25 protein-coding genes and 1 tRNA gene are annotated in these 22,248 nt (G+C 40.4%); 9 read left to right on the top strand and 17 right to left on the bottom strand.

Annotation, left to right across the window (positions count from 1 at the left end; translation table 11 throughout):
• Window positions 1–97: 97 nt before the first annotated feature.
• Complete coding sequence (locus tag ACPEEM_RS00830; protein ID WP_424407340.1) at window positions 98–1,582, bottom strand: leucyl aminopeptidase; 1,485 nt, start codon at window positions 1,580–1,582, stop codon at window positions 98–100.
• Between the two features lie 118 nt (window positions 1,583–1,700).
• Between ACPEEM_RS00830 and lptF the strand changes: the two genes are divergently transcribed.
• Together lptF and lptG are read left to right on the top strand one after the other, a co-directional pair.
• Window positions 1,701–2,807 carry an LPS export ABC transporter permease LptF gene (gene lptF, locus ACPEEM_RS00835; RefSeq protein WP_424407342.1) on the top strand — a complete coding sequence of 369 codons (1,107 nt, stop codon included), beginning with the start codon at window positions 1,701–1,703 and terminating at the stop codon, window positions 2,805–2,807.
• A gap of 6 nt (window positions 2,808–2,813) precedes the next feature.
• Window positions 2,814–3,884 (top strand): LPS export ABC transporter permease LptG, encoded by a 1,071-nt coding sequence (lptG, locus tag ACPEEM_RS00840; RefSeq protein ID WP_424402478.1) that lies wholly within the window; start codon window positions 2,814–2,816, stop codon window positions 3,882–3,884.
• A gap of 203 nt (window positions 3,885–4,087) precedes the next feature.
• On the opposite strand, the gene frdD is transcribed toward lptG, so the two are convergent.
• Genes frdD through frdA form a run of 4 tightly spaced genes read right to left on the bottom strand, consistent with a single transcriptional unit; the run spans window position 4,088 to window position 7,424 of the window.
• Window positions 4,088–4,438, bottom strand: a complete 351-nt coding sequence (gene frdD, locus ACPEEM_RS00845) for a fumarate reductase subunit FrdD (RefSeq protein WP_424405409.1) — start codon at window positions 4,436–4,438, stop codon at window positions 4,088–4,090.
• Window positions 4,439–4,454: 16 nt separating this feature from the next.
• Window positions 4,455–4,853, bottom strand: coding sequence for a fumarate reductase subunit FrdC (frdC, locus tag ACPEEM_RS00850; protein ID WP_424402480.1), 399 nt, complete (start codon window positions 4,851–4,853; stop codon window positions 4,455–4,457).
• Window positions 4,854–4,864: 11 nt separating this feature from the next.
• Window positions 4,865–5,635 carry a succinate dehydrogenase/fumarate reductase iron-sulfur subunit gene (locus ACPEEM_RS00855; protein WP_424402481.1) on the bottom strand — a complete coding sequence of 257 codons (771 nt, stop codon included), beginning with the start codon at window positions 5,633–5,635 and terminating at the stop codon, window positions 4,865–4,867.
• Window positions 5,628–7,424 carry a fumarate reductase (quinol) flavoprotein subunit gene (gene frdA / locus ACPEEM_RS00860; protein WP_424402482.1) on the bottom strand — a complete coding sequence of 599 codons (1,797 nt, stop codon included), beginning with the start codon at window positions 7,422–7,424 and terminating at the stop codon, window positions 5,628–5,630. Before frdA ends, ACPEEM_RS00855 begins: the two co-directional genes overlap by 8 nt.
• 359 nt (window positions 7,425–7,783) lie before the next feature.
• Between frdA and epmA the strand changes: the two genes are divergently transcribed.
• Window positions 7,784–8,755 (top strand): elongation factor P--(R)-beta-lysine ligase, encoded by a 972-nt coding sequence (gene epmA, locus ACPEEM_RS00865; protein ID WP_424405411.1) that lies wholly within the window; start codon window positions 7,784–7,786, stop codon window positions 8,753–8,755.
• A gap of 170 nt (window positions 8,756–8,925) precedes the next feature.
• Here the strand turns inward: epmA and ACPEEM_RS00870 are convergent, their stop codons facing one another.
• Together ACPEEM_RS00870 and acnB are read right to left on the bottom strand one after the other, a co-directional pair.
• The gene (locus ACPEEM_RS00870; protein ID WP_424405413.1) at window positions 8,926–9,954 is read right to left on the bottom strand and encodes an ABC transporter substrate-binding protein; all 1,029 of its coding nucleotides are present in this window, start codon (window positions 9,952–9,954) and stop codon (window positions 8,926–8,928) included.
• Between the two features lie 108 nt (window positions 9,955–10,062).
• Complete coding sequence (acnB, locus tag ACPEEM_RS00875; protein WP_424407344.1) at window positions 10,063–12,669, bottom strand: bifunctional aconitate hydratase 2/2-methylisocitrate dehydratase; 2,607 nt, start codon at window positions 12,667–12,669, stop codon at window positions 10,063–10,065.
• 227 nt (window positions 12,670–12,896) lie between these two features.
• Here acnB and ACPEEM_RS00880 point away from each other — a divergent pair, with 227 nt between their 5' ends.
• The 6 genes from ACPEEM_RS00880 (at window position 12,897) to ACPEEM_RS00905 (ending at window position 17,798) form a co-directional block, all read left to right on the top strand.
• Window positions 12,897–13,226, top strand: a complete 330-nt coding sequence (locus tag ACPEEM_RS00880) for a YbaB/EbfC family nucleoid-associated protein (RefSeq protein WP_035685032.1) — start codon at window positions 12,897–12,899, stop codon at window positions 13,224–13,226.
• A gap of 179 nt (window positions 13,227–13,405) precedes the next feature.
• Window positions 13,406–14,008, top strand: coding sequence for a recombination mediator RecR (gene recR, locus ACPEEM_RS00885; RefSeq protein ID WP_424402486.1), 603 nt, complete (start codon window positions 13,406–13,408; stop codon window positions 14,006–14,008).
• Window positions 14,009–14,031: 23 nt separating this feature from the next.
• Window positions 14,032–15,987 carry a DNA topoisomerase III gene (locus ACPEEM_RS00890; RefSeq protein ID WP_424407346.1) on the top strand — a complete coding sequence of 652 codons (1,956 nt, stop codon included), beginning with the start codon at window positions 14,032–14,034 and terminating at the stop codon, window positions 15,985–15,987.
• Window positions 15,988–16,172: 185 nt separating this feature from the next.
• Complete coding sequence (secG, locus tag ACPEEM_RS00895; RefSeq protein ID WP_424407348.1) at window positions 16,173–16,514, top strand: preprotein translocase subunit SecG; 342 nt, start codon at window positions 16,173–16,175, stop codon at window positions 16,512–16,514.
• 19 nt (window positions 16,515–16,533) lie between these two features.
• Window positions 16,534–16,619: transfer RNA gene (locus tag ACPEEM_RS00900), tRNA-Leu, on the top strand.
• Between the two features lie 189 nt (window positions 16,620–16,808).
• Window positions 16,809–17,798, top strand: a complete 990-nt coding sequence (locus ACPEEM_RS00905; protein ID WP_424407350.1) for a tyrosine-type recombinase/integrase — start codon at window positions 16,809–16,811, stop codon at window positions 17,796–17,798.
• On the opposite strand, the gene ACPEEM_RS00910 is transcribed toward ACPEEM_RS00905, so the two are convergent.
• From ACPEEM_RS00910 to ACPEEM_RS00955, 10 genes are all read right to left on the bottom strand, one after another.
• Window positions 17,795–18,076, bottom strand: coding sequence for a hypothetical protein (locus ACPEEM_RS00910; RefSeq protein WP_424407352.1), 282 nt, complete (start codon window positions 18,074–18,076; stop codon window positions 17,795–17,797). The two genes, ACPEEM_RS00905 and ACPEEM_RS00910, sit on opposite strands and share 4 nt — an antisense overlap.
• Before the next feature lie 141 nt (window positions 18,077–18,217).
• On the bottom strand, window positions 18,218–18,667 hold the full coding sequence (locus ACPEEM_RS00915; protein ID WP_424407354.1) for a pyruvate kinase: 450 nt from the start codon (window positions 18,665–18,667) through the stop codon (window positions 18,218–18,220).
• Window positions 18,668–18,749: 82 nt separating this feature from the next.
• On the bottom strand, window positions 18,750–19,292 hold the full coding sequence (locus tag ACPEEM_RS00920; RefSeq protein ID WP_424407356.1) for a DUF551 domain-containing protein: 543 nt from the start codon (window positions 19,290–19,292) through the stop codon (window positions 18,750–18,752).
• Between the two features lie 44 nt (window positions 19,293–19,336).
• Complete coding sequence (locus tag ACPEEM_RS00925; RefSeq protein ID WP_424407358.1) at window positions 19,337–19,609, bottom strand: hypothetical protein; 273 nt, start codon at window positions 19,607–19,609, stop codon at window positions 19,337–19,339.
• Entirely contained in the window at window positions 19,599–20,510 is a 912-nt protein-coding gene (rdgC, locus tag ACPEEM_RS00930) for a recombination-associated protein RdgC (protein ID WP_424407360.1), read from the bottom strand. Before rdgC ends, ACPEEM_RS00925 begins: the two co-directional genes overlap by 11 nt.
• A 63-nt stretch (window positions 20,511–20,573) precedes the next feature.
• The gene (locus tag ACPEEM_RS00935) at window positions 20,574–20,906 is read right to left on the bottom strand and encodes a hypothetical protein (protein WP_424407362.1); all 333 of its coding nucleotides are present in this window, start codon (window positions 20,904–20,906) and stop codon (window positions 20,574–20,576) included.
• A complete protein-coding gene (locus ACPEEM_RS00940) occupies window positions 20,893–21,060 on the bottom strand; it encodes a hypothetical protein (protein ID WP_162836634.1) in 168 nt (55 codons plus the stop codon). Before ACPEEM_RS00940 ends, ACPEEM_RS00935 begins: the two co-directional genes overlap by 14 nt.
• A complete protein-coding gene (locus ACPEEM_RS00945; RefSeq protein WP_424407364.1) occupies window positions 21,057–21,551 on the bottom strand; it encodes a MazG-like family protein in 495 nt (164 codons plus the stop codon). The genes ACPEEM_RS00940 and ACPEEM_RS00945 overlap by 4 nt, the downstream gene beginning before the upstream one ends.
• A gap of 1 nt (window position 21,552) precedes the next feature.
• The gene (locus ACPEEM_RS00950; protein WP_424407366.1) at window positions 21,553–21,795 is read right to left on the bottom strand and encodes a hypothetical protein; all 243 of its coding nucleotides are present in this window, start codon (window positions 21,793–21,795) and stop codon (window positions 21,553–21,555) included.
• Window positions 21,788–22,243 carry a hypothetical protein gene (locus ACPEEM_RS00955; protein WP_424407368.1) on the bottom strand — a complete coding sequence of 152 codons (456 nt, stop codon included), beginning with the start codon at window positions 22,241–22,243 and terminating at the stop codon, window positions 21,788–21,790. The genes ACPEEM_RS00950 and ACPEEM_RS00955 overlap by 8 nt, the downstream gene beginning before the upstream one ends.
• Between the last annotated feature and the right edge of the window lie 5 nt (window positions 22,244–22,248).

Raw genomic sequence — 22,248 nt, forward strand, 5'->3', positions numbered from 1 at the left:
TTTATTGGTTTATTTTATCGCTAATATGTTTCAAATTTTGACCGCACTTTCAACAAAAAAAGCCACAGTTTGTGATGGCTCACTGTGGCTTGTTTTTTTAAGCGTTTTTCGCTTGGTTCATTAAAAATTGGACTAATAAAGGAACTGGTCTACCTGTTGCACCTTTGTTGGCACCTTGTAGCCAAGCGGTGCCTGCAATATCTAAATGAGCCCAGCGGTATTTATCGGTGAAGTTAGATAAAAATGCCCCTGCGGTAATTGCCCCGCCCCAACGGCCACCGATGTTTGCTAAGTCCGCAAAGTTCGATTTGAGTTGCTCTTGGTATTCTTCCCCTAATGGTAAACGCCATGCTTTATCGGTGGTTTCCGCAGCAGCTTGCTCCAGTGCGTGGGCTAAATCATCATCCGTTGATATTAATCCACTATTATGTGCTCCGAGTGCGACTACACAAGCCCCCGTTAAGGTGGCAACATCAATCACCAGTTCAGGATCAAAACGTTCAACATAGGTTAAAGTATCACATAAGACTAAACGACCTTCCGCATCCGTATTCAGCACTTCCACGGTTAAGCCTTTCATGGTGGTTAAAATATCCCCTGGTCGATATGCGTTACCGTCTGGTAAATTTTCACAGCCAGCTAAGACACCAATGACATTGAGTGGCAATTTTAATTCCGCAATCGCATTCATAACACCATATACAGAGGCGGCACCGCCCATGTCGTATTTCATTTCATCCATGGCTTCAGCAGGTTTTAATGAGATCCCACCTGCATCAAAGGTTAATCCTTTGCCCACTAAGACGATCGGTTTCGCATCAGGATTTGGGTGATTGCGATATTCTATAATAGACAGTTGTGCTTCATTCACAGAACCTTGAGAAACCGCTAAATAAGCATTCATGCCTAACGCCGCCATCTCTTTTTCGCCAACGATGGTTGTGTTAATGAGGTTTGAACGTGTCGCTAAGGTTTTTGCTTGTTCAGCTAAATAAGCAGGATTGCAAACATTCGGTGGGCAGTTTGCCACATCTTTGGCAAAGCGAACGCCTAATGCGACGGCTTTTGCGTGTTCAATGGCTTGTTGTGCAATATTTTCTTCTGCACTGAAAATAACCTCTTTCAATGCAAGAGATTGCTCGCTTTTTTGACTTTTGAATTGTTCAAATTGGTAGTTACTGGCTTCGATGGTTTCTACGCTAAAGCGAATATTCCAATACAGATCACGGTTTTTAATTTGGATATCAGATAAATAGCTGATGACTTCTTTGGCTTGTGTGGTTTTTATTGTTTTAAGGGTGTCTTGAATCACTTGCTTGAATTGTTTTTCGTTCAGTTCCCCTTTTTTACCTGCCCCCACGACGAACACACGTTCTGCAGGGTGATTGGGTACATGACGTAACACGAGTACTTGCCCGATTTTTCCCGTGATTTCGCCTGATTGAATTAAGTTGCTGAGATAGCCTTGAGAAATTTCATCGATTTTTTGGGCGGATGCAGAAAGCTCCGCGTTCTCAAATACTGCAACAAGAATGTTGCTTTTTAGATCTAAAAGTGCGGTAGATTTTGCACAATATTTCATTTGAACCTCACAAAGATTTTTACTGTTTTCGCATGAAAAATACGTTATCATACGGGGATTAAACTGTCTTGAAACTAAACTATTCTATCGAAATTGCAAGAAAAATATAGGCGATAATGTGATTTTAACTCGATATTTAATTAAAGAGGTATTTAAGAGCCAGATTGCAATCTTATTTATCCTACTTCTCATCTTTTTCTGTCAACAGCTCGTGAGAGTGCTCGGATCCGCAGCCAGCGGAAAAGTGCCTGCCGATTTGGTGATGACATTACTCGGATTAGGCATGCCCACAATGGCACAATTAATGTTGCCCTTATGTTTGTTTATTGCCATTTTATTAACCTTTGGTCGTTTATATGCAGAAAGTGAAATCACGGTCATGCGGGCTTGTGGCGTGGGGCAACGTATTTTAGTGCGAGTGGTGATGTTGTTGTCGGTACTCACCGCCTCTATCGCTGCCTATAATGTCTTTTGGCTGACCCCTTGGGCGATTCATAAACAAAGTGAAATTTTGCAAGAAGCGAAAGCCAATCCCACGATGGGTGCGTTGGCATCTGGGCAATTTATTAATACGAATAGTAACGAGTTTGTGCTGTTTATCGACAAAATTAAGGATAATCAAATTCATGATGTCTACCTTTTCCAAACACGTGAGCGTGGCAATTTAAAACCTTCTGTGCTGGTGGCAGAACGTGGCGAATTGAAAGGGTTGCCGAATGGTGATCAGATCTTAACGTTAGAAAACAGCCAACGAGTCGAAGGCACGGCAATCCTACCCGATTTTCGTATTACCCATTTTGATCAATACCAAGCTTATTTAGGTCATCAAGATATTCAGAATGAAAAAAATGATGTGGAAGAAATGAGCTTGGTCGATCTTTTCAATCATCCTTCGCCAACGGCAAAAGCGGAATTGAATTGGCGTTTGAGTTTAGTGCTGGCGGTGCCATTAATGGCATTAATTGCGGTGCCGTTAAGCCGAGTGAATCCTCGTCAAGGACGTTTTGCCAAAATTCTCCCTGCTCTGTTGTTGTATTTAATTTATTTCTTATTGCAAAGCTCATTGAAATCCGCTTGGGGAGCAGGCAAGTTAGATGGTGCTTTCTTGATGCCGTTTGTCAATGTGTTATTTTTTATGCTTGGTTTATTGCTTAATAGCTGGCGTAATGCCTCAATGTATAAATTCCGTTATTGGTTAAGTCATGCGGTCGGAAGAAGAGGATAATCAAAAATGATGAATACATTAGACCGTTATTTGGGGAAAAGTATTTTAGGGGCAATTTTTGCGACCTTAGTCATGTTGGTTGGTCTATCAGCCATTATTAAATTTGTTGAACAATTCCGTTTGGTGGGGAAAGGGTCTTACGATATTTGGCAAGCCATTGTGTATACCATTTTGACTATACCTAAAGACATTGAAACGTTCTTTCCTATGGCTGCATTGTTAGGGGCATTAATTGCGTTGGGGAATTTGGCTAGTCGCAGTGAATTAGTGGTCATGCAAGCTTCGGGCTTTTCTCGTTTAAAAATTGGCTTGGCGGTGATGAAAACGGCAATTCCCTTGGTGATTATCACGATGGTGATTGGAGAATGGGGCATTCCTCAAACGGAACAATTTGCACGAGATATGCGTTCTAAAGCCATGTCTGGGGGATCGTTATTATCGGTCAGAGACGGTTTTTGGGCTAAAGATGGCAACGATTTTATTTATGTTAAACGTATTACGGATGATCTTGAGCTAAATGACATTTATATTTACCATTTTGGGGAAAATCGCCAGCTCAAGCAGGTCAAACATGCAGATACCGCCATTTATCAAGATGGAAAATGGATACTACGCCAATTAAATGAATCCGTCATTTTGCCGAATGAAATTCAAACTGTAAATCGCCTAAATACTGAATGGAAAACCAGCTTAACACCTGATAATTTAGGCATTTCGTCTTTAAGACCCACCTCGTTATCCATTTCTGGTTTATCAAGCTATATTGCCTTTTTAAAAGAAACGGGGCAGGAATCCCGAAAATTTGAATTAACCTATTGGCGAAAACTTTTTCAACCCATTTCCGTTGGGGTGATGATGATGCTTGCTCTGTCCTTTATTTTTGGGCCATTGCGTAGTGTGACTGCTGGGGCAAGAATTGTAACGGGGATCTTTTTTGGCTTTTTATTCTATGTCGTCAATGAAATTTTTGGGCCATTGAGTCTTGTATATAATGTGACGCCGATTGCAGGGGCTTTAATGCCAAGTTTGCTTTTTTTAGCCATTACTTGGTGGTTACTCAGTCGTAAAAGAACTTGATTAATTTCAGCACCTTCTGCTTAACAGACATCAAAGTGCGGTCTATTTTGAAAAAGTTTCGTGAGGTGGACTTAAGGTTCCTAGGTTGTGATGCGTTTTAAGAGGCAAATCACCTCAAGCAAAACATACAAAGAATAAAACATAAAAAAGGCGGAATGTTCCGCCTTTTTTTGATATAGGTTTACTTGAAGTGTGATACTGAACTATAAGTTAAACACGGCAAAGCAAACTAACACGCTGTACAGTAGCGATAAACCATAAAAAATCACGCCACTGGCTGGAATGTGAATTTTAAAGTCATGCATACCATGGTGAATGCGGTGCATAGCCCCCCACATAGGGAAGATAAGCAGAACTAATAAAATCAGTTTACCAAGACCACTTCTTAAAAATTCAATTAATTCAAAAATATTTTCGCCGCTGATTAAACCCAATGGGATAAGGAGACCGATTAAAAGTACTAACACAGGGTAGAACATTGCACTTACGGTTGTTCCCGCACCGAATAATAACCATACGACAGGTTCATTTGAACGTTTTGGTGAATTTTCCATTTTTTCCTCCCTGCACCTAGACATACATAAACACTAAGATGACTGCACTCACTAATCCAGTAACCACCCATAATGCGGCAGTAATGATATTTGGATTAAGACGCTCATTTTTCACAATGATATTTAATACTTTTGGTGTCATAAGATAGTAAGTCACGGTATTTAATAACATTGCACCGAGAGTAATAATATTTAAGATGATAACAATCGGGTTTTTCAAGAAGGCAATAAAGTTACCAAAACTGTCTAAACTGTTAAGGCTAATGACGCCATAGAGTAAGACTAAACAAAACCAAAGGGTTGGAACGGATGTGGCTTCTCTTGCAATATAAAGTTTGTAAAAATCTAACTGTTTCCACCAAGTGGCTTTCATTTCACGCACATATTTTTTGCGTTTGCTTGTTGTTGCTGTCATTTTTACACTCCTTATTTTTGCGGTTTGAGCATTGCAATTACAAAGTCTTTTGAACTTTCCACTTTACCCTGGTTGACCGCAGCCGCAGGATCGACATGTTTCGGACAGACTTCAGAACAATAACCCACGAAAGTACAGCTCCAAACCCCGTTTTTACCATTGATAATTTTCATACGCTCTGCTTTACCGTGGTCACGGTTATCAAGGTTATAACGATGTGCAAGGGTTAATGCAGCAGGCCCCACGAATTCAGGGTTTAAGCCAAATTGTGGACAAGCGGCATAGCACAAACCACAGTTAATACACATGGAGAAGGTACGATATTTCTCAAGTTGTGCTGGGGTTTGTTTGGTGCGACTTTTCGCCAGTTCAGAAGAGGCATGAGGTTTACCATCTAATACAGGTGCTTGGTTACCAATAATATAAGGTTTAATGGCTTCTAAACTTTCAATGAAGTGGCTTAAATCAACCACTAAATCACGTTCAATTGGGAAGTTGGCGAGAGGTTCAATACGCATATGCCCACTGTAGTCACGCAAGAACGTTTTACATGCCAATTTTGGTTTATTATTTACCATCATGCCACAAGAACCGCAGATCGCCATACGACAAGACCAACGATAAGAAAGTTCTGGCTCAAGCTTGTCTTTAATGTAACCTAACGCATCAAGCAATGAGGTTTGGTTGTCATAAGGCACTTGATAGGTGCGTAAATAAGGCTCTTTATCGGTTTCAGGATTGTAGCGTAATACTTCGATATTCATAGTAGCTTGATTAACCATTTGCTTTCTCCTTAGCTTTTGCCGCTTCTTGCGCTTCTGCTTCAGCACCGTAAACACGTTTTGCCGGTTGAGATTTGGTAATTTTGACATCACTATATTCAATGCGTGGCATACCTTCACCATTATAGAAGGCAAGCGTATGTTTCAAGTAGTTCACATCATCACGCTCAACATAGTCTAAACGTTGGTGAGCACCACGAGATTCTTTACGCTCAATAGCAGAGTTAGCAATGGATTGTGCCACATCAAGGATATAACCTAATTCTACGGTATATAACACATTGGTGTTGAACACGCTTGAGCGATCAGCAATACGAATATGTTTATAACGCTCTTTCAATTCTGCAATTTTATCTACCGCTTTTTGCATACTTTCTTGGGTACGATAAATACCACAGCCTTCTTCCATGATATCGCCCATTTCATCACGAATTTCAGACCAAGATTCTGTGCCTTCTTGGTGATATAAATCTTCTAGGCGTTGGATAACATCACGGGCTTGTGCATCCACTGCAGTTTGGTTGACCGCAGGGGCTTCAACTGCACGTTGTGCTGCATATTCACCTGCAACACGACCTAATACCACTAATTCAGCAAGGGAATTAGAACCTAAACGGTTTGCACCATGTAAGCCTGAAGAGGCACATTCACCCACGGCAAACAAGCCTTTGATACGGGTTTCACTGTTGAAGTCGACTTCAATTCCCCCCATGGTATAGTGAACCACTGGACGCACTGGAATTGGGGATTTAGCGGGATCGACACCTTCATAGGCTTGAGCCAATTCACAAATAAATGGTAAACGTTCATGAAGGTATTTTTCACCCAAATGACGGAGATCAAGGTGTACCACATCGACGCCTTTGGCTGTTTTTAAGGTGTTACCTTTTTGTAATTCTTGCCAGAACGCTTGGGATACTTTGTCACGAGGACCGAGCTCCATATATTTGTTTTCAGGTTTGCCGATTGGCGTTTCTGGACCAAGTCCATAATCTTGTAAGTAACGATAGCCGTTTTTGTTGACTAAGATACCGCCTTCACCACGGCAACCTTCTGTCATTAAAATGCCTGTATTAGGTAAGCCAGTTGGGTGATATTGAACAAATTCCATATCACGAAGTGGCACACCGTGACGATAAGCCATTGATAGACCATCACCAGTTACAATACCGCCATTGGTATTGAAACGGAATGCACGACAACCACCACCAGTTGCGATGACGACAGCATTCGCATTAATTTGAACCAAAGTGCCTTCCATCATGTTCATGGCAACCATACCGCGTGCATGGCCATCATCAACCAAAATGTCTAAAACGAAGTGCTCATCAAAGCGAACGATCTGTGGATATTGGATAGAAGTTTGGAATAACGTGTGTAATAAATGGAAACCTGTTTTATCGGCGGCAAACCAAGTACGCTCAATTTTCATTCCACCAAAGCGGCGAACGTTAACATCACCATCTTGTTTACGGCTCCAAGGGCAGCCCCAGCGTTCAAGTTGTGTCATTTCGACAGGTGAATGTTGCACGAAGTACTCGACGACATCTTGCTCACATAGCCAGTCACCGCCTGCAACGGTATCATGGAAGTGTTTGTCATAAGAATCTTCTTCTTTGATCACAGCGGCTGCACCGCCTTCTGCCGCCACTGTGTGGCTACGCATAGGATATACTTTTGAAACTAATGCAATTTTTAAATTAGGATTTGCTTCCGCTGCTGCAATAGCTGCACGTAAACCACCACCGCCAGCACCTACAATTGCAATATCGACATTAACAGTTTGCACGATATTCCTCCAATCAGAATATTAGAAATAGAAAGAAACCAAAAAATTTGGTTTATTAGGGTGATATCATTTTGCCATTATTTTGGGATATTCCTAATCTTTTTTTCAAGAAAAAATCAGTTTCGTGATCTAACTCAAAAAAGTTAAAATCAGTCGATTTATTCACGATTTTTCTTATTGCGTATTCAAACAAAAATCACTTTTATTTGTGCATTTTCTCAGAATTTTATGAAAAATAACCGCACTTTTATTAGATGTACTTTGTCTATTCATTGTGGTTTAGAGAACAGAAATAACCTGATTTGAAATCATCACGCAGCTTGTTTAGAATAAGCCATTTTACAATATCGGATTAACCTATGTTTGAACAAGAAAATTGGCAACCATCCGCCTCGATTAATCATTTACTGGCGAGAGCGAAAATTATCGCAGAGATTCGTCGTTTTTTTACTGATCGCGGTTTATTAGAAGTCGAAACCCCTGTATTAAGTGAATTTGGGGTGACGGATGTGCATTTATCGACATTTAGCACGCAATTTACCTCCCCTTTTGCGGAGCAATCAAAAACCTTATGGCTTTCCACCAGTCCTGAATATCACATGAAACGTTTGCTCGCCGCAGGGAGCGGGCCGATTTTTCAACTTTGTCGTGTTTTTCGTAATGAAGAAGCGGGGCAGCGTCATAACCCTGAATTTACGATGCTAGAGTGGTATCGTCCCCATTTTGATATGTATCGTCTCATCAATGATGTAGATGATTTATTGCAGCAAGTCTTAGATTGTAAACCGACGGAAAGTTTAAGTTATCAATTTGTCTTCCAAGAATATGTTGGGCTTGATCCCCTTTCAGCAGAAAAATCAGAATTGGTCGCTAAAGCGAAAGAATACCATTTATTGGGAGCAGAAGAGGAAAGCCGAGATACGTTACTTCAATTTTTGTTTAGTGCGATAGTGGAACCCAAAATTGGCTTAGAACACCCTGTTGCGGTTTATCATTTTCCAGCAACACAAGCAGCATTGGCACAGATCAGTTCGGAAGATCACCGCGTGGCAGAACGTTTCGAATTTTATTATCAGGGCTTGGAATTGGCGAATGGCTTCCATGAGCTTACGGATGTTCATGAACAATTCCATCGTTTTGAGCAGGACAATCGCTTACGAGAGAGCATGGGCTTACCTAAACGAGAAATTGACAAGCGTTTATTAGGAGCATTGCAAGAGGGCGTGCCGAATTGTTCAGGTGTGGCGTTAGGGGTAGATCGTTTATTGATGATTGCGTTAGGGGCAAAAAGTATTAAAGAAGTGATGGCATTTGGGATTGAAAATGCGTAATTGATGGGGAAAACTTTTTTAAAATGCACCGCACTTAAAAAGTCCCGCATTTAAAAAGTGCTACACTTTGGCTTTGTATATGCCTAGCGTTTTCCTTGTTCTGTTATCTCAATGATATTTCAATAAAAAAAGGCAGGATTCTGCCTTTTTATTTGTGGTTAATGTTAGGATTATTGTTTCATTTTGACTTCTTTGACCCATTTATCTGTCAACCGTTTACCTTCCGCACTGGCACCAAAACGATCAAAATCGTAGTCAATGAGTTTTAAGGTTTTCGGATCGACGGATTTTGGTGATGCTTCAGCATGGATATTGGTCGGGATTTGATAAACTTTGGTTTCACGCCATACCAACTCTTGTGCTTCTTTGGTTAATGCCCAATCTACAAAACGTTTGGCATTTTCCATGTTGCGTGCATTTTTGATGATACTCATGCCGCCTAAAGAATAGCCATCGCCTTCGCATGGGAGAATGCTTTCAACAGGTGCACCATTTTCTTTTTCTGTGGCATAGCTATGCACAAACCCCACCGCAACAGCAGATTCCCCACGGGAAAGATTGCTTGTGACCAATGCACTTTTAACGTATTCAGAGATGTTTGCATTCAGTTTTTTGAGGTAATCAAAGGCTTTTTCTTCGCCCCATAATTGGATTAAGGTCGCAATGGCAGTATAAGTGGTGCCAGAAATTTGAGGATCAGGCATTTGTACATAACCTTTTAAACGAGGATCCAATAAATCAGACCAGCATTTCGGATAGTCTTTGATCCCTAATTCTTTGAATTTTTCAGTGTTGATGCCAAAACCCAAGACCAAAATGTAAATGATAGAGGTGAGATCGCCCCGTTTTTCCATTAATTGTTTAAATTGTGGCATGGTGTCCGCTTGGTTAGGGGAGCGATAGTGAGCCAATAAATCAAGATCACCCGCTTGGAAGTGGTGTTCAATGGTGCCGCCATACCAAAGATCCGCCTGTGGGTTGTTTTTTTCCGCAATTAATTTTGCAAGTGTTGCCCCTGTACTATTGCGAATAAATTTGGTGTCCACATTGTATTTTTTCCCGAAGGTCTGAACCATTTTTTCACAAGTGGTATTTTGTACGCTGCAGTAAACGGTGAGTTTTCCTTCCGCTGCGGCTTGATTTGAAAAGGTAAAAGGTAAAGCAAGACAAAGTGCGGTGAGGGCTGACTTGAGTTTCATTTTTTCATTCCTTTTTATATTTATTAAAAATATAAGTGTATCCTGATGAAAGACGGGAAACGAAGCTTCCCGTCTTCATCGAAATGTTGTGGTTAATTTTTTGAAAAACTATACCGCACTTTGAAAAATCACATTATCGGCTTTTTTGGTGTAGCTGTTAATTTGGTCAAAGTTCATATAGCGGTAGGTATCGTCTTTATCCTGTTGCAGATCTTGTGCAAAGGCAAGATATTCTTCCAGCGTCGGGAGCTTACCGAGAATCGCAGACACAGCGGCTAATTCGGCGGAGGCTAAATAGACGTTTGCCCCTTGTCCTAAACGGTTCGGGAAATTACGGGTGGAGGTGGACACCACGCTAGCACCATCGGCAACACGTGCTTGGTTACCCATACACAATGAGCAACCCGGCACTTCAATGCGGGCACCGCTTTTGCCGTAAATGCTGTAATAACCTTCTTCGCTTAATAAGGCAGCATCCATTTTGGTCGGTGGGGCGATCCATAAACGAGTCGGGATCATGCCTTTGAATTTGGCGAGTAATTTCCCTGCGGCACGGAAATGCCCAATGTTTGTCATACAAGATCCGATAAAGACTTCATCAATTTTATCGCCCTGAACTTCAGACAATAAACGGGCATCATCAGGATCGTTCGGAGCACATAAAATCGGTTCTTTAATTTCCGCTAAATCAATGTCAATCACTGCGGCATATTCTGCATCAGGATCTGCTTCCATTAATTGTGGATCGGCTAGCCATTGTTCCATGCCCTTAATTCGACGCTCAAGGGTTCTGGCGTCACCGTAGCCCTCTGCGATCATATATTTCAATAACACAATATTGGAATTGAGATATTCAATGATCGGCTCTTTGGCAAGTTTAATGGTACAAGCCGCCGCAGAACGTTCTGCAGAGGCATCGGACAGCTCAAAGGCTTGTTCCACTTTTAAATGTTCTAAACCTTCAATTTCTAAAATGCGACCAGAGAAAATGTTTTTCTTGCCTTTTTTCTCAACGGTAAGCAAGCCTTGCTTAATGGCATAGTAAGGAATGGCGTGCACTAAATCACGCAAGGTAATGCCCGGTTGCATTTCCCCTTTAAAACGCACCAACACAGATTCGGGCATATCCAATGGCATAACGCCTGTGGCGGCGGCAAACGCCACTAAGCCGGAACCTGCTGGGAAAGAAATCCCAATCGGGAAACGGGTATGAGAATCGCCCCCTGTTCCCACGGTGTCTGGCAGTAACATACGGTTAAGCCAAGAGTGAATCACGCCATCGCCTGGACGTAAGGATACACCGCCACGGTTCATAATAAAATCGGGCAAGGTGTGGTGTGTCACCACATCAACAGGCTTTGGATACGCCGCCGTGTGGCAGAAAGATTGCATCACCAGATCGGCGGAGAAACCAAGGCAAGCAAGATCTTTTAGCTCATCACGGGTCATTGGTCCTGTGGTATCTTGCGAACCCACAGAGGTCATTCGAGGCTCACAATATTGCCCTGGACGAATGCCGTCCACGCCACAGGCACGTCCCACCATTTTTTGTGCAAGGGTAAAACCTTTTTGATTTTCCACCGCACTTTGCGGTTTGGCAAACACCTCACTTTCCGCTAAACCCAGTTCGCAACGGGCTTTGTGGGTTAATCCACGTCCAATAATTAAAGGAATACGTCCACCAGCTCGCACTTCATCTAAAAGTACATGGGTTTTTAGGCTAAATTCTGCCAACACGTCATCAGAATTATGGCGACAAATTTTGCCTTGGTAAGGGTAAATATCAATGACATCGCCCATATTTAATGCACTGACATCCACTTCAATGGGAAGCGAGCCCGCATCTTCCATGGTGTTAAAGAAAATCGGTGCAATTTTGCCCCCTAGCACCACGCCGCCGGCACGTTTATTCGGAATATGCGGAATATCTTCGCCCATAAACCAAAGCACTGAGTTGGTGGCGGATTTACGAGAAGAACCCGTTCCCACCACATCGCCCACATAGGCTAATGGAAAGCCTTTTTCTTTTAATTTTTCCAATTGTTTAATCGGCCCCACATTGCCAGCGTCGTCAGGTTCAATGCCATCACGGGCATTTTTCAACATTGCTAATGCGTGCAAAGGAATATCAGGACGAGACCATGCATCTTGTGCAGGTGAAAGATCATCCGTGTTGGTTTCCCCCGTGACTTTAAACACGGTGACGGTTAATTTTTCAGCCAGTTTCGGTCGAGATAAAAACCACTCGGCATCTGCCCAAGATTGCAACACTTGCTGTGCAAAGGCATTGCCTGCTTTGGCACGTTCTGCCACATCATGGAAATTGTCAAACATTAATAAGGTGTGAGAAAGTGCATTGACGGCAATAGGGGCAAGTTGTTCATCATCAAGGGCGGTCAACAAAGGTTCTATGTTGTAACCCCCTTGCATGGTCCCTAAAATTTGTACGGCTTTGGCTGGGGAAATGAGTGGAGAGGTGCTGTCTTTTTTGGCAACAGCGGCTAAAAATGAGGCTTTAACATAAGCAGCTTCATCCACCCCAGCTGGAATACGATTTTCAAATAAATCTAATAAGTAGTCTTCTTGTCCAGCAGGTGGATTTTTCAATAATTCAATTAATTGTGCGGTTTGTTCTGCATCTAACGGCTTGGGCACCACGCCTAATGCCGATCGTTCATCAACATGCTTTTGATACGCTTGTAGAAAGTGGGACATAAATTACCTCGTTGGGTTTGCTTTTATAATGTAAATATAACCGCAGTTAGGGAGAAAGTGCGGTGAGATTTCGTTACGAAATTGTTACAGCATAATAATACGGAAAAATCTTCCCCTCAATATAAAAAAGTTGATTTTTTAGGCTAGATCAAGTTTCTTTATTTCCAAGTCGCCAATTTTTCGTTAAAATGCCAGCCAATTTTTTTAATTAACAAATGGACAAAATTATGTTTGGAAAAGGTGGCTTAGGCAATTTAATGAAACAAGCACAGCAGATGCAAGATCGTATGCAAAAAATGCAAGAAGAGATTGCACAGCTCGAAGTGACAGGGGAATCTGGTGCAGGGTTGGTTAAAATTACCATTAATGGTGCCCATAATTGCCGTCGTATTGAAATTGATCCGTCTTTAATGGAAGACGACAAAGAAATGTTAGAAGACTTAATTGCGGCAGCATTTAATGATGCAGTTCGTCGTGCAGAAGAATTGCAAAAAGAAAAAATGGCATCCGTGACGGCGGGTATGTCATTACCTCCTGGGTTTAAAATGCCTTTTTAATGTGTCATGAGTGTTCAATCCGCTTAAACGCATTCAAAAACTTGTTTAAAACTGACCGCACTTTTGAAAAGTAGATCAAAGTGCGGTCTGTTTTTATGAAACCCTCGTTTAAATGCGAGACATCCTAAAACATCCGCATTTTTCACTCCCGTGAATTTGAAACAAAAGAGAAAGACATTATGCAAACAAGTCCATTATTGGAACATTTGATCGAAAGTTTACGTTGTTTACCCGGCGTTGGACCCAAATCTGCACAACGCATGGCATATCACTTATTACAACGTAATCGTCAGGGGGGCATGGTACTTGCTCAGGCGTTAACTGAGGCAATGTCAAAAATTGGGCATTGCCACTATTGTCGTACTTTTACAGAGGAAGATGTATGTGCGATTTGCCGTAATCCTCGCCGTCAGCATTCGGGGCTACTTTGTGTGGTGGAACAACCTGCGGACATTCAAGCCATTGAACAAACAGGGCAGTTTTCAGGGCGTTATTTTGTGTTAATGGGACATTTATCTCCGCTTGATGGTATTGGTCCGAAAGAAATTGGTCTGCATTTGTTACAAAAACGTTTACAAGAAGAAAGTTTCCATGAAGTGATTTTAGCCACCAATCCTACGGTGGAGGGCGATGCCACGGCTAATTACATTGCTGAACTTTGTGTTCAACAGAACATTAAAGTGACCCGTATTGCACACGGGATTCCCGTAGGCGGGGAATTAGAAATGGTGGATGGCACCACCTTAACACATTCGTTTTTAGGGCGTCGCCAACTTGGCTAACCGATAGGGATAACATAGCTTAAATGCGATTATTTATAGCAGAAAAACCGAGTCTCGCCAGAGCCATCGCCGATGTGTTAGCAAAGCCGCATCAACGAGGAGACGGGTTTATTAAATGTGGTGAAAAGGATTATGTGACATGGTGTGTGGGGCATTTGCTTGAACAAGCCGAACCAGATGCTTATGATCCCAAATTTAAGCAATGGCGTTTAGAGCACTTACCTATTATTCCTGAAAAATGGCAACTCATTCCTCGCAAAGGGGTGCAAAAGCAATTAAATATTGTGGTCAAACTGATTCATCAAGCGGAGATTTTGATCAACGCAGGCGACCCTGATCGAGAAGGGCAATTATTGGTGGACGAAGTGTTTAGCTATGCCAATTTAAGTGTGGAAAAACGCAATCAGATTCAACGTTGTTTAATTAGCGATCTCAACCCCAGTGCGGTTGAAAAAGCCATCAATAAATTACAATCCAATCGCCATTTTATTCCTCTCGCAACCTCAGCATTAGCCCGTGCTCGAGCCGATTGGTTATATGGTATCAATATGACTCGTGCCTATACCTTACGGGGAAGACAAGCTGGCTATAAAGGCGTGTTATCGGTTGGGCGTGTGCAAACGCCTGTGCTAGGGTTGATTGTTCGCCGAGATTTAGAAATTGAGCATTTTGAGCCAAAAGATTTTTTCGAGGTGCTTGCCCATATTCAAACGGAAACTCCTGAAAAAATAACCGCACTTTCTGCACAAGAAAAGGCAAATCTTGTGCGATTTAACGCCTTATGGCAACCAAGTCAAGCTTGCGAAGATTATCAAGATGAAGAAGGACGGGTGTTGTCTTTGGGGCTGGCTGAAAATGTGGTGAAACGTATTACACAACAACCTGCTGAAGTGGTGGAATATGTGGATAAACGTGAACATGAAAGTGCTCCCTTACCTTATTCTTTATCGGCATTACAAATTGATGCCGCAAAACGTTATGGTTTATCCGCTCAAGAGGTGTTAGATATTTGCCAACGGTTATATGAAACCCACCGTTTGATTACTTATCCTCGCTCCGATTGTCGTTATTTGCCCGACGAGCATTTTGCTGAACGCCATAAAGTGTTCAATGCCATTTCTACCCATATTCCAGAATATCAGCCCTTACCAGATAGTCTAAATCCCACACTGAAAAACCGTTGCTGGAATGATAAAAAAGTGGAAGCCCATCATGCCATCATTCCCACTGCGAAAAACAAGGCTGTGAATCTTAATCAACGTGAAGGGCAAGTGTATCATTTAATCGCACGGCAATATTTAATGCAATTTTGTCCCGAGGCAGAATATCGAAAAAGTAAAATCACCTTAAATATTGCGGGTGGGCGATTTATTGCACAAGCTCGTCATTTACAACTGGCGGGTTGGAAACAACTTTTGGGAAAAGAAGACAGCGATGAACAGCAAGAGCCTTTATTACCGATCGTGAAAAAAGGACAACGCTTATTTTGTGAGAAAGGGGAAATTGTCAGCAAAAAAACACAACCGCCAAAACCCTTTACCGATGCGAGTTTATTGTCTGCGATGACAGGCATTGCCCGTTTTGTCCAAGATAAAGCCTTGAAAAAAATCCTCCGTGAAACCGATGGATTAGGGACGGAAGCCACAAGAGCGGGGATTATTGAGCTCTTATTTAAACGAGGATTTTTATATAAAAAAGGGCGAAATATTCACAGCACAGAAACGGGGCGTATTCTCATTCAAGCCTTACCCGATTTGGCAACACAGCCAGACATGACGGCACATTGGGAGTCGCAATTGACAGGCATTAGCCAAAAAGAAATCAGCTACCAGCATTTTATGTCAAGGTTAACGCAACTGTTACCCGAACTCATGCGTTATGTTAACTTGCCGGCGTTACGTCAATTAAGTCAGGTGGAAAACACTCATTCTTTTTCTAAAAAAACGCCATCAGCGGTTAAAAAGAAACGGAATGCGTGAAGGTGAGGGATTGTTGAACACGTTAGCTTCATTCGAGAGGAAAATATCTCATAAAATGCACCTTGTTGAGTGAAATAACAACAAATAGCATTTGCTTGAAGAAAAAGACTTGCACTCACTGTCGATATTCGCTAATATCCGCACGTTAATTTTATTGCGAATTTGCAAATGTAGAGAAGAGTATAATGTATCACGCACTATTATTAGGTTATGGTATTATTTCAATTGTATTAATCGCTTTTATCATGTTACAACAAGGTAAAGGTGCTGACGCAGGTGCCTCTTTTGGTGCTGGTGCTTCAGGTAGAATTTTTGGTTCTGCTGGTTCTGGTAATTTTTTATCTAAAATGACAGCTATTTTAGCGACGTTATTTTTTATCATTAGCTTAGCCATTGGTAATATCAACTCACATCGTGATAATGTACAGCAAGGTAGATTTGATGATTTATCTTCCACAGCAGAGAAAGTAGAAAAACAAGTTGTGGCACCTGCAGTAGATACAAAAAATAGCGATATCCCGCAATAATCACAAACAAATTGAAAATGCTCTGGTGGTGGAATTGGTAGACACGCTATCTTGAGGGGGTAGTGTCCGTAGGACGTGCGAGTTCAAGTCTCGCCCAGAGCACCACATTATAAAAAGACGGTTTCTAGCCGTCTTTTCTTTTTTATGTTATTTAATGTTATTTATTGTTAAAACAATAAGTTAAACACCTTTCTATTATGTTTCTCACTTTCTTTCTTTACTTTCTTTTGTTATTTATTGTTAAATGTTGTTATTCAATTACGCCAATTTTACGCCAAAATGCACGAGGACAATATGGCAACAATAAGAAAACGTGGAAATTCATATCGAGCTGAGATAAGCAAAAACGGCATAAGAAAATCAGCCACATTTAAAACAAAATCAGAAGCTAATGCTTGGGCGGTCGATGAGGAAAGAAAATTAGATGATTTAGCCAAAGGAATCACGCCTGATATTCTTTTCAGGGATGTAATAGAACGCTATCAGAATGAAGTATCTATCACTAAGAAAGGGGCGAGAAATGAAATTATAAGATTAAACCGCTTCCTAAGATACGATATTTCTAATCTGTATATTCGTGATTTGAAAAAAGAAGATTTCGAAGACTGGATTAGACTTAGACTAGCTGAAGTATCAGATGCCAGCGTTAGGCGGGAGCTTGTAACTATATCATCCGTACTGACAACAGCAATGAATAAGTGGGGGTATATTTCAAAGCACCCAATGACTGGAATTGAAAAGCCGAAAAATTCAGCAGAAAGAAAAGAACGATACTCAGAACAAGATATTAGAACAATATTAGAAACAGCAGGTTATTGCGAAGATAAACCACCGACAACACTCAAACAAAGAATAGCGGTTGCGATGTTGTTTGCCATAGAAACAGCAATGAGGGCTGGCGAGATTTCAAGTATGAAATGGAGTGATGTTTTTCTCGAAAAGAGAATAGTGCATTTACCGACAACGAAGAATGGACACTCTAGAGATGTGCCACTTTCACAAAGAGCAATTGCACTAATTCTAAAAATGAAAGAAGTTGAAAATGGAGAGTTTGTATTTCAAACAACATCTGAATCATTAAGCACTACGTTTAGATTGCTTAAGAAAGAGTGCGGACTCGAACATCTCCATTTTCATGATACGAGAAGAGAAGCTTTGACTAGGTTATCTAAAAAAGTGGACGTGATGACGTTAGCGAAAATTAGCGGGCATAGGGATTTAAGAATTTTACAAAACACATATTACGCACCAAATATGAGTGAAGTAGCTAATTTATTAGACTAATTCACCTTTCTCAAGTACGCTTTTTGCCACTTAATCACATCACTAGCTTTGTATCTTTTGCTCTCATTGCCTCCCTTTTCCAGCGATACAGGAGAAGGGAAGTCTTGGCGTGTAATGATGTGACGAGATGTGTAGTTGTAAGAGCGATTAATCATAATAGATACATCTTCAATACTCAGAAGAATCGGACTGTCTTCTTTTAGTTGAGCTAATGCACTCAATCTAACTGATCGTACTACTTCGTCTTGGTGTTTCTTTGATAAAGAAATGCTTTCCATTTTGCCTCCATAAAAAGCCCACACTAGGCGGACTTTGTTTTTTCATACTGTGTAAACGCCACGATTGCGGCGATCTCGATAATTGCGATCATGGATAGAATAATAACCATATTTCCTCCGTTAAACTAGATTTTCCACAAGTTATCTCCGAGATTCTCGCATAGCATCAAGCCAAGCTTGGGCGTCTTCTTCAGTGGCGAAGTATCTGCCATCTAGCAAACATTCCTCAGATAGACCATCATTAAATCTTTGGCTATAAGAGCTTTTCTCTATATTCAGACCATATTTATTGATAAGCCACATACCTTCTTGGGGTTCTTTTAATGGAGCTGGCAAATCCAAATGTACTCTTTGACGAGGTTCTTCCCACATTCCTATAATATCGTACATGCCATTAATATTCGGAATGTGTATTCCATTCTTACTCCAGCTAGTAACTTCTTCTTTGCCTTCTTTATCAATATGAAAACCAGCAACTTGATCATCTTCCAAGAGCGGATTTTCTAATACAAATTTAACGAACGCTTTATTACCATTTCTAAGCACAACTGGCTCGCCAGCAAGTGCTTTTTCTAAGTCGAATTCTTTCATTTTTAACCCTTATTTTTCAATCTGTTAAATGATGTCAACGAAACTCATTTCGTCGAGATAATAAAAAACCGCATTGCTGCGGTTACTCTGTTTTCGGTGGCGGTGGAAGTGGTCGCCAGAAGTCACAATTAGCTAACACTTCGGTAACACCGTAGTATTCGTAATTCGGTTCGACAAACTTCGGCTCACCATAATACTTTTTGTAGGTAGCGAAACCAATTCCGTATTGGCTACCAGTCCAGAAGGCAACTAAAACATCTTTATCAAGCTCAGGCAATTGCTCTTTAATGCTAATCCATCCGTTGCCTTGTGGAAATTCCACAATCTCTGGCTTTTCAATGATTGCATCGACGTTATAGTCACAATTAAAATAATTAATCGAGCGTTTTTCATCTTCGCTTAATTCTCTAGTTTTAGATTCAACTTTACCGAGAACCACACCGTAAACTGCGTTATTTAAACGCTTTTCATATAAAGAAAAGTTGTCATTTTCTGTCGCCAAACCATATAAATTTTCGGCACATTTTATGCATTTTTCTTTAGCTTCTTCTTCACTTTTGTGGAAAGAAATGCTGTTTTTATCGTAGATATTTACTGAGAAATATTTGTTTTCTGTTTCTGTCATAATTAAATTCCTATCATAAATAAAAAAAGCCACAATCAAGTGGCTTATTCTATTAAATATGTTACTGTCTTTTCTTCTCCATTTTCATCTTTGTATGAATAGCTGACACGTGTTTTTCTATCTAGCTTTTCATTGACTTTATCAACTGTCATTTCAATTCTGAGCAACCATAGTAAGATCATCATTGTTATAACAAAGGATTTCTCAACATTATTAAGAACGAAAATTCCAGTTATATGTAAGATAAAAGCAATAAACAATAACAGCATTGCTATTTTTACTGGCTTTTCAAGAAGTCGAAATAGTTTATTGAGCATGTTCTTTCTCTCCACCAAACTCATTAATTAGCATTTCTGTTATTTTGGAAAGAACGCTTGTCATTAAGATAAAATCTGCATCAAAACGCTGTGCAATATCTTCTTTGAGAATGTCGTCATTTTTATCAAGTACATAATCAGCGAACTTCAAACGTTTGAGCGTGCCATCTTCGTTTAGCGTGAATTGTAAGTTGTCTTCCCAATTCAACTGCAATGATACGACTTGCTTGCCAGCGACTAATAAACCTTGAATGTCCTCGCAGTGAAAGTCTTGATTTTTTAAAACAGCCTCTCCATTACTATTAAAGTCTATTAATTTACTATCGCCTTGCAAATCTATCCATTCTGGAGTTTTATCTGCGGTTACCCACGACGTCATCACAAGACTTGGATCTTTAGCAAAAGCCAATGGAACAACTGGCAACGATCCAAGCGTTTTACGCAATAAAGCTAAGACATCTTCTGCTAGTTTATGTGAGCTTGCATCGACATAAATCAAGTCTTTTTCCACATCAATGAAAAGTGCGGTCTGTTTATACTTGCTGAACGCTTGCTGAATAAGTGTTGCAATAACGTCATCTTTTAACGATAGCTTTTCCACTTTCTTTAATTTACGCACTTGTTTCTGTTCAAGCTCCGCAACTCGCTTGTTCAGTTCGTTATTGATAACGTGAGCTGGAAGAATTTTTTCTTCTTTCATTGCCACTAACATAATTTTATTTTCTGCTGTATGGTAGAGTAGCTCACTGTTGATAATTGGCGATGTCCAACCGAAACGGCTCATTTCTGACTTCTCACAAGGAACATATTTAAATCCTTGTAACGCCTCTTGTAATTTTTCTGTTGACCAGTCTAACTGCTTTGTTAGACGGTAAATCATTGCATTTTTAAACCAAAACATAACTTTTTCCTTATTTCAGATACAAAAAAACACGCTATTGCGTGCTGTTTAAGTATTCAAGTTTTACTTGATAACTGGAAGTACCTTAACCAATGGCTCAGGCTGTTTTTCCTGTGCCATACACCAAGTTAACAAGTCTTCCCAAGATTTATAATCATGACCGAACTGATCGTTGTCTTTTTGACATTGAGAAAGATCTAAGTGTTGGGAAATATCCCGTTTGATACAATCCTTTTCACTACTTTCTAAGATGTTCCAGTATTGTTTTACGTCTTGGATGCCATGTGCAACTAAGTAGCTGTGGCGTGTCATACAGTAGCGAATATGATTAATAAACATCGTCTTAAATTGACTATGTTGAATTTCAATCGTTGCCTTATCTTTAATCTGAGCCATTTTTATTGCCTTTATTTAGATTATTTCTATTAATAAACTCTCTCCGCTCTTCATTGAGAACGTGGATTTTCTTTTCGTGGTATGCAATTTCTTTATCAATTGCATCTAAATCACGTTTATTTAATTCTGCTATTTCGAATTCTTGGTGAATCATAAATCTTCCTCTTTGACGAAAAAGCCATCTACCATTCTGCCTTTACGGTCTTTAATATCATTCCACGCACGCTCTAAGCACTCTGTGAATGTGAACCCTTGTTGAATGCAAATATACGTCAGGTATTGTTGGGTGAGCCTAAAATCGAATTCAGTTACCGTGCGATCTCGATCACTTAAATAAAACATTAGTCTTGAGGAGTTCATGGCAAAACGAGGTAGGTAGTCAGTGGACTCGACATACTCTAACTTATTTTTTTGTAAAAATATGACTTTAAAGTTGAGTTGTTTAGCTAGAATAATAAGCACAACAGCACAGTCACCAATACTATCTTTGATGACATCAGGTTTGTTCTTGGCAATACCACCACAAAGCTCACCAAATTCCTCCATAAGCTTTAACACTTGTTTCTGTGGAGTAGAACCCTCGATCAAGTTTCTATCTTCCGCCCATTGTTCGATTTTCTCGATTAGCTCTTTAATTTCACACATATTAAACCCCGTAAATAATCATCAATGTTTCTTTTGTTGGAATTAAAATCACGCACGCAAGAGACAAGATAAATAGAACCAAGCATAAATTGATCACTTGCTTTGCCAATTTACGCTCCACTTGATTTATTCTTTGAGTAAAGATTCCCCAACTCATCAATGCGGTGATAAGAATTGATATAACTAAGACCCAAGCACTTAATTCTTCTAGGGAGATTAATAACTCAATGATGTAACTATTCATATTTAATCTCCGCATTTGGTTTTGTGATTTCATTGAGGAATGCTTGAGCTTCTTCACGTGTCCTATAGACAAGGTTGAGGTTAGTTAACAATGCTTTGAAATCATCGTGTATACCCCATCCGTTGTTTTCACATATTGTCGAGGAATTTACACTCACCCACACATACTCTTCGCCATCCTTCAGATTTTTAACAGGATGAAACTCTTTACCGTTCACCGTGATTGTGTACTGCGATTTTTCACAATCTACAATATCAAGCGGATCTGGTTTATCTGGACCAAGAAAATAACCACCTAAACCACTCACTGAATACTGGGTTTTCCCACTACCATCTAGCGGTTCAACTATCGCTAAATACGGTCTTACGTTTTTTACTTTAACTTTATTCCCGCCACGTGTAATGAATACAGCATCAGGATATTTTCTGTGGATTCCTAAAACGTTCATTTTTT

It is taken from the genome of Pasteurella pantherarum (assembly GCF_049670885.1).
GTDB lineage: Bacteria > Pseudomonadota > Gammaproteobacteria > Enterobacterales > Pasteurellaceae > Pasteurella.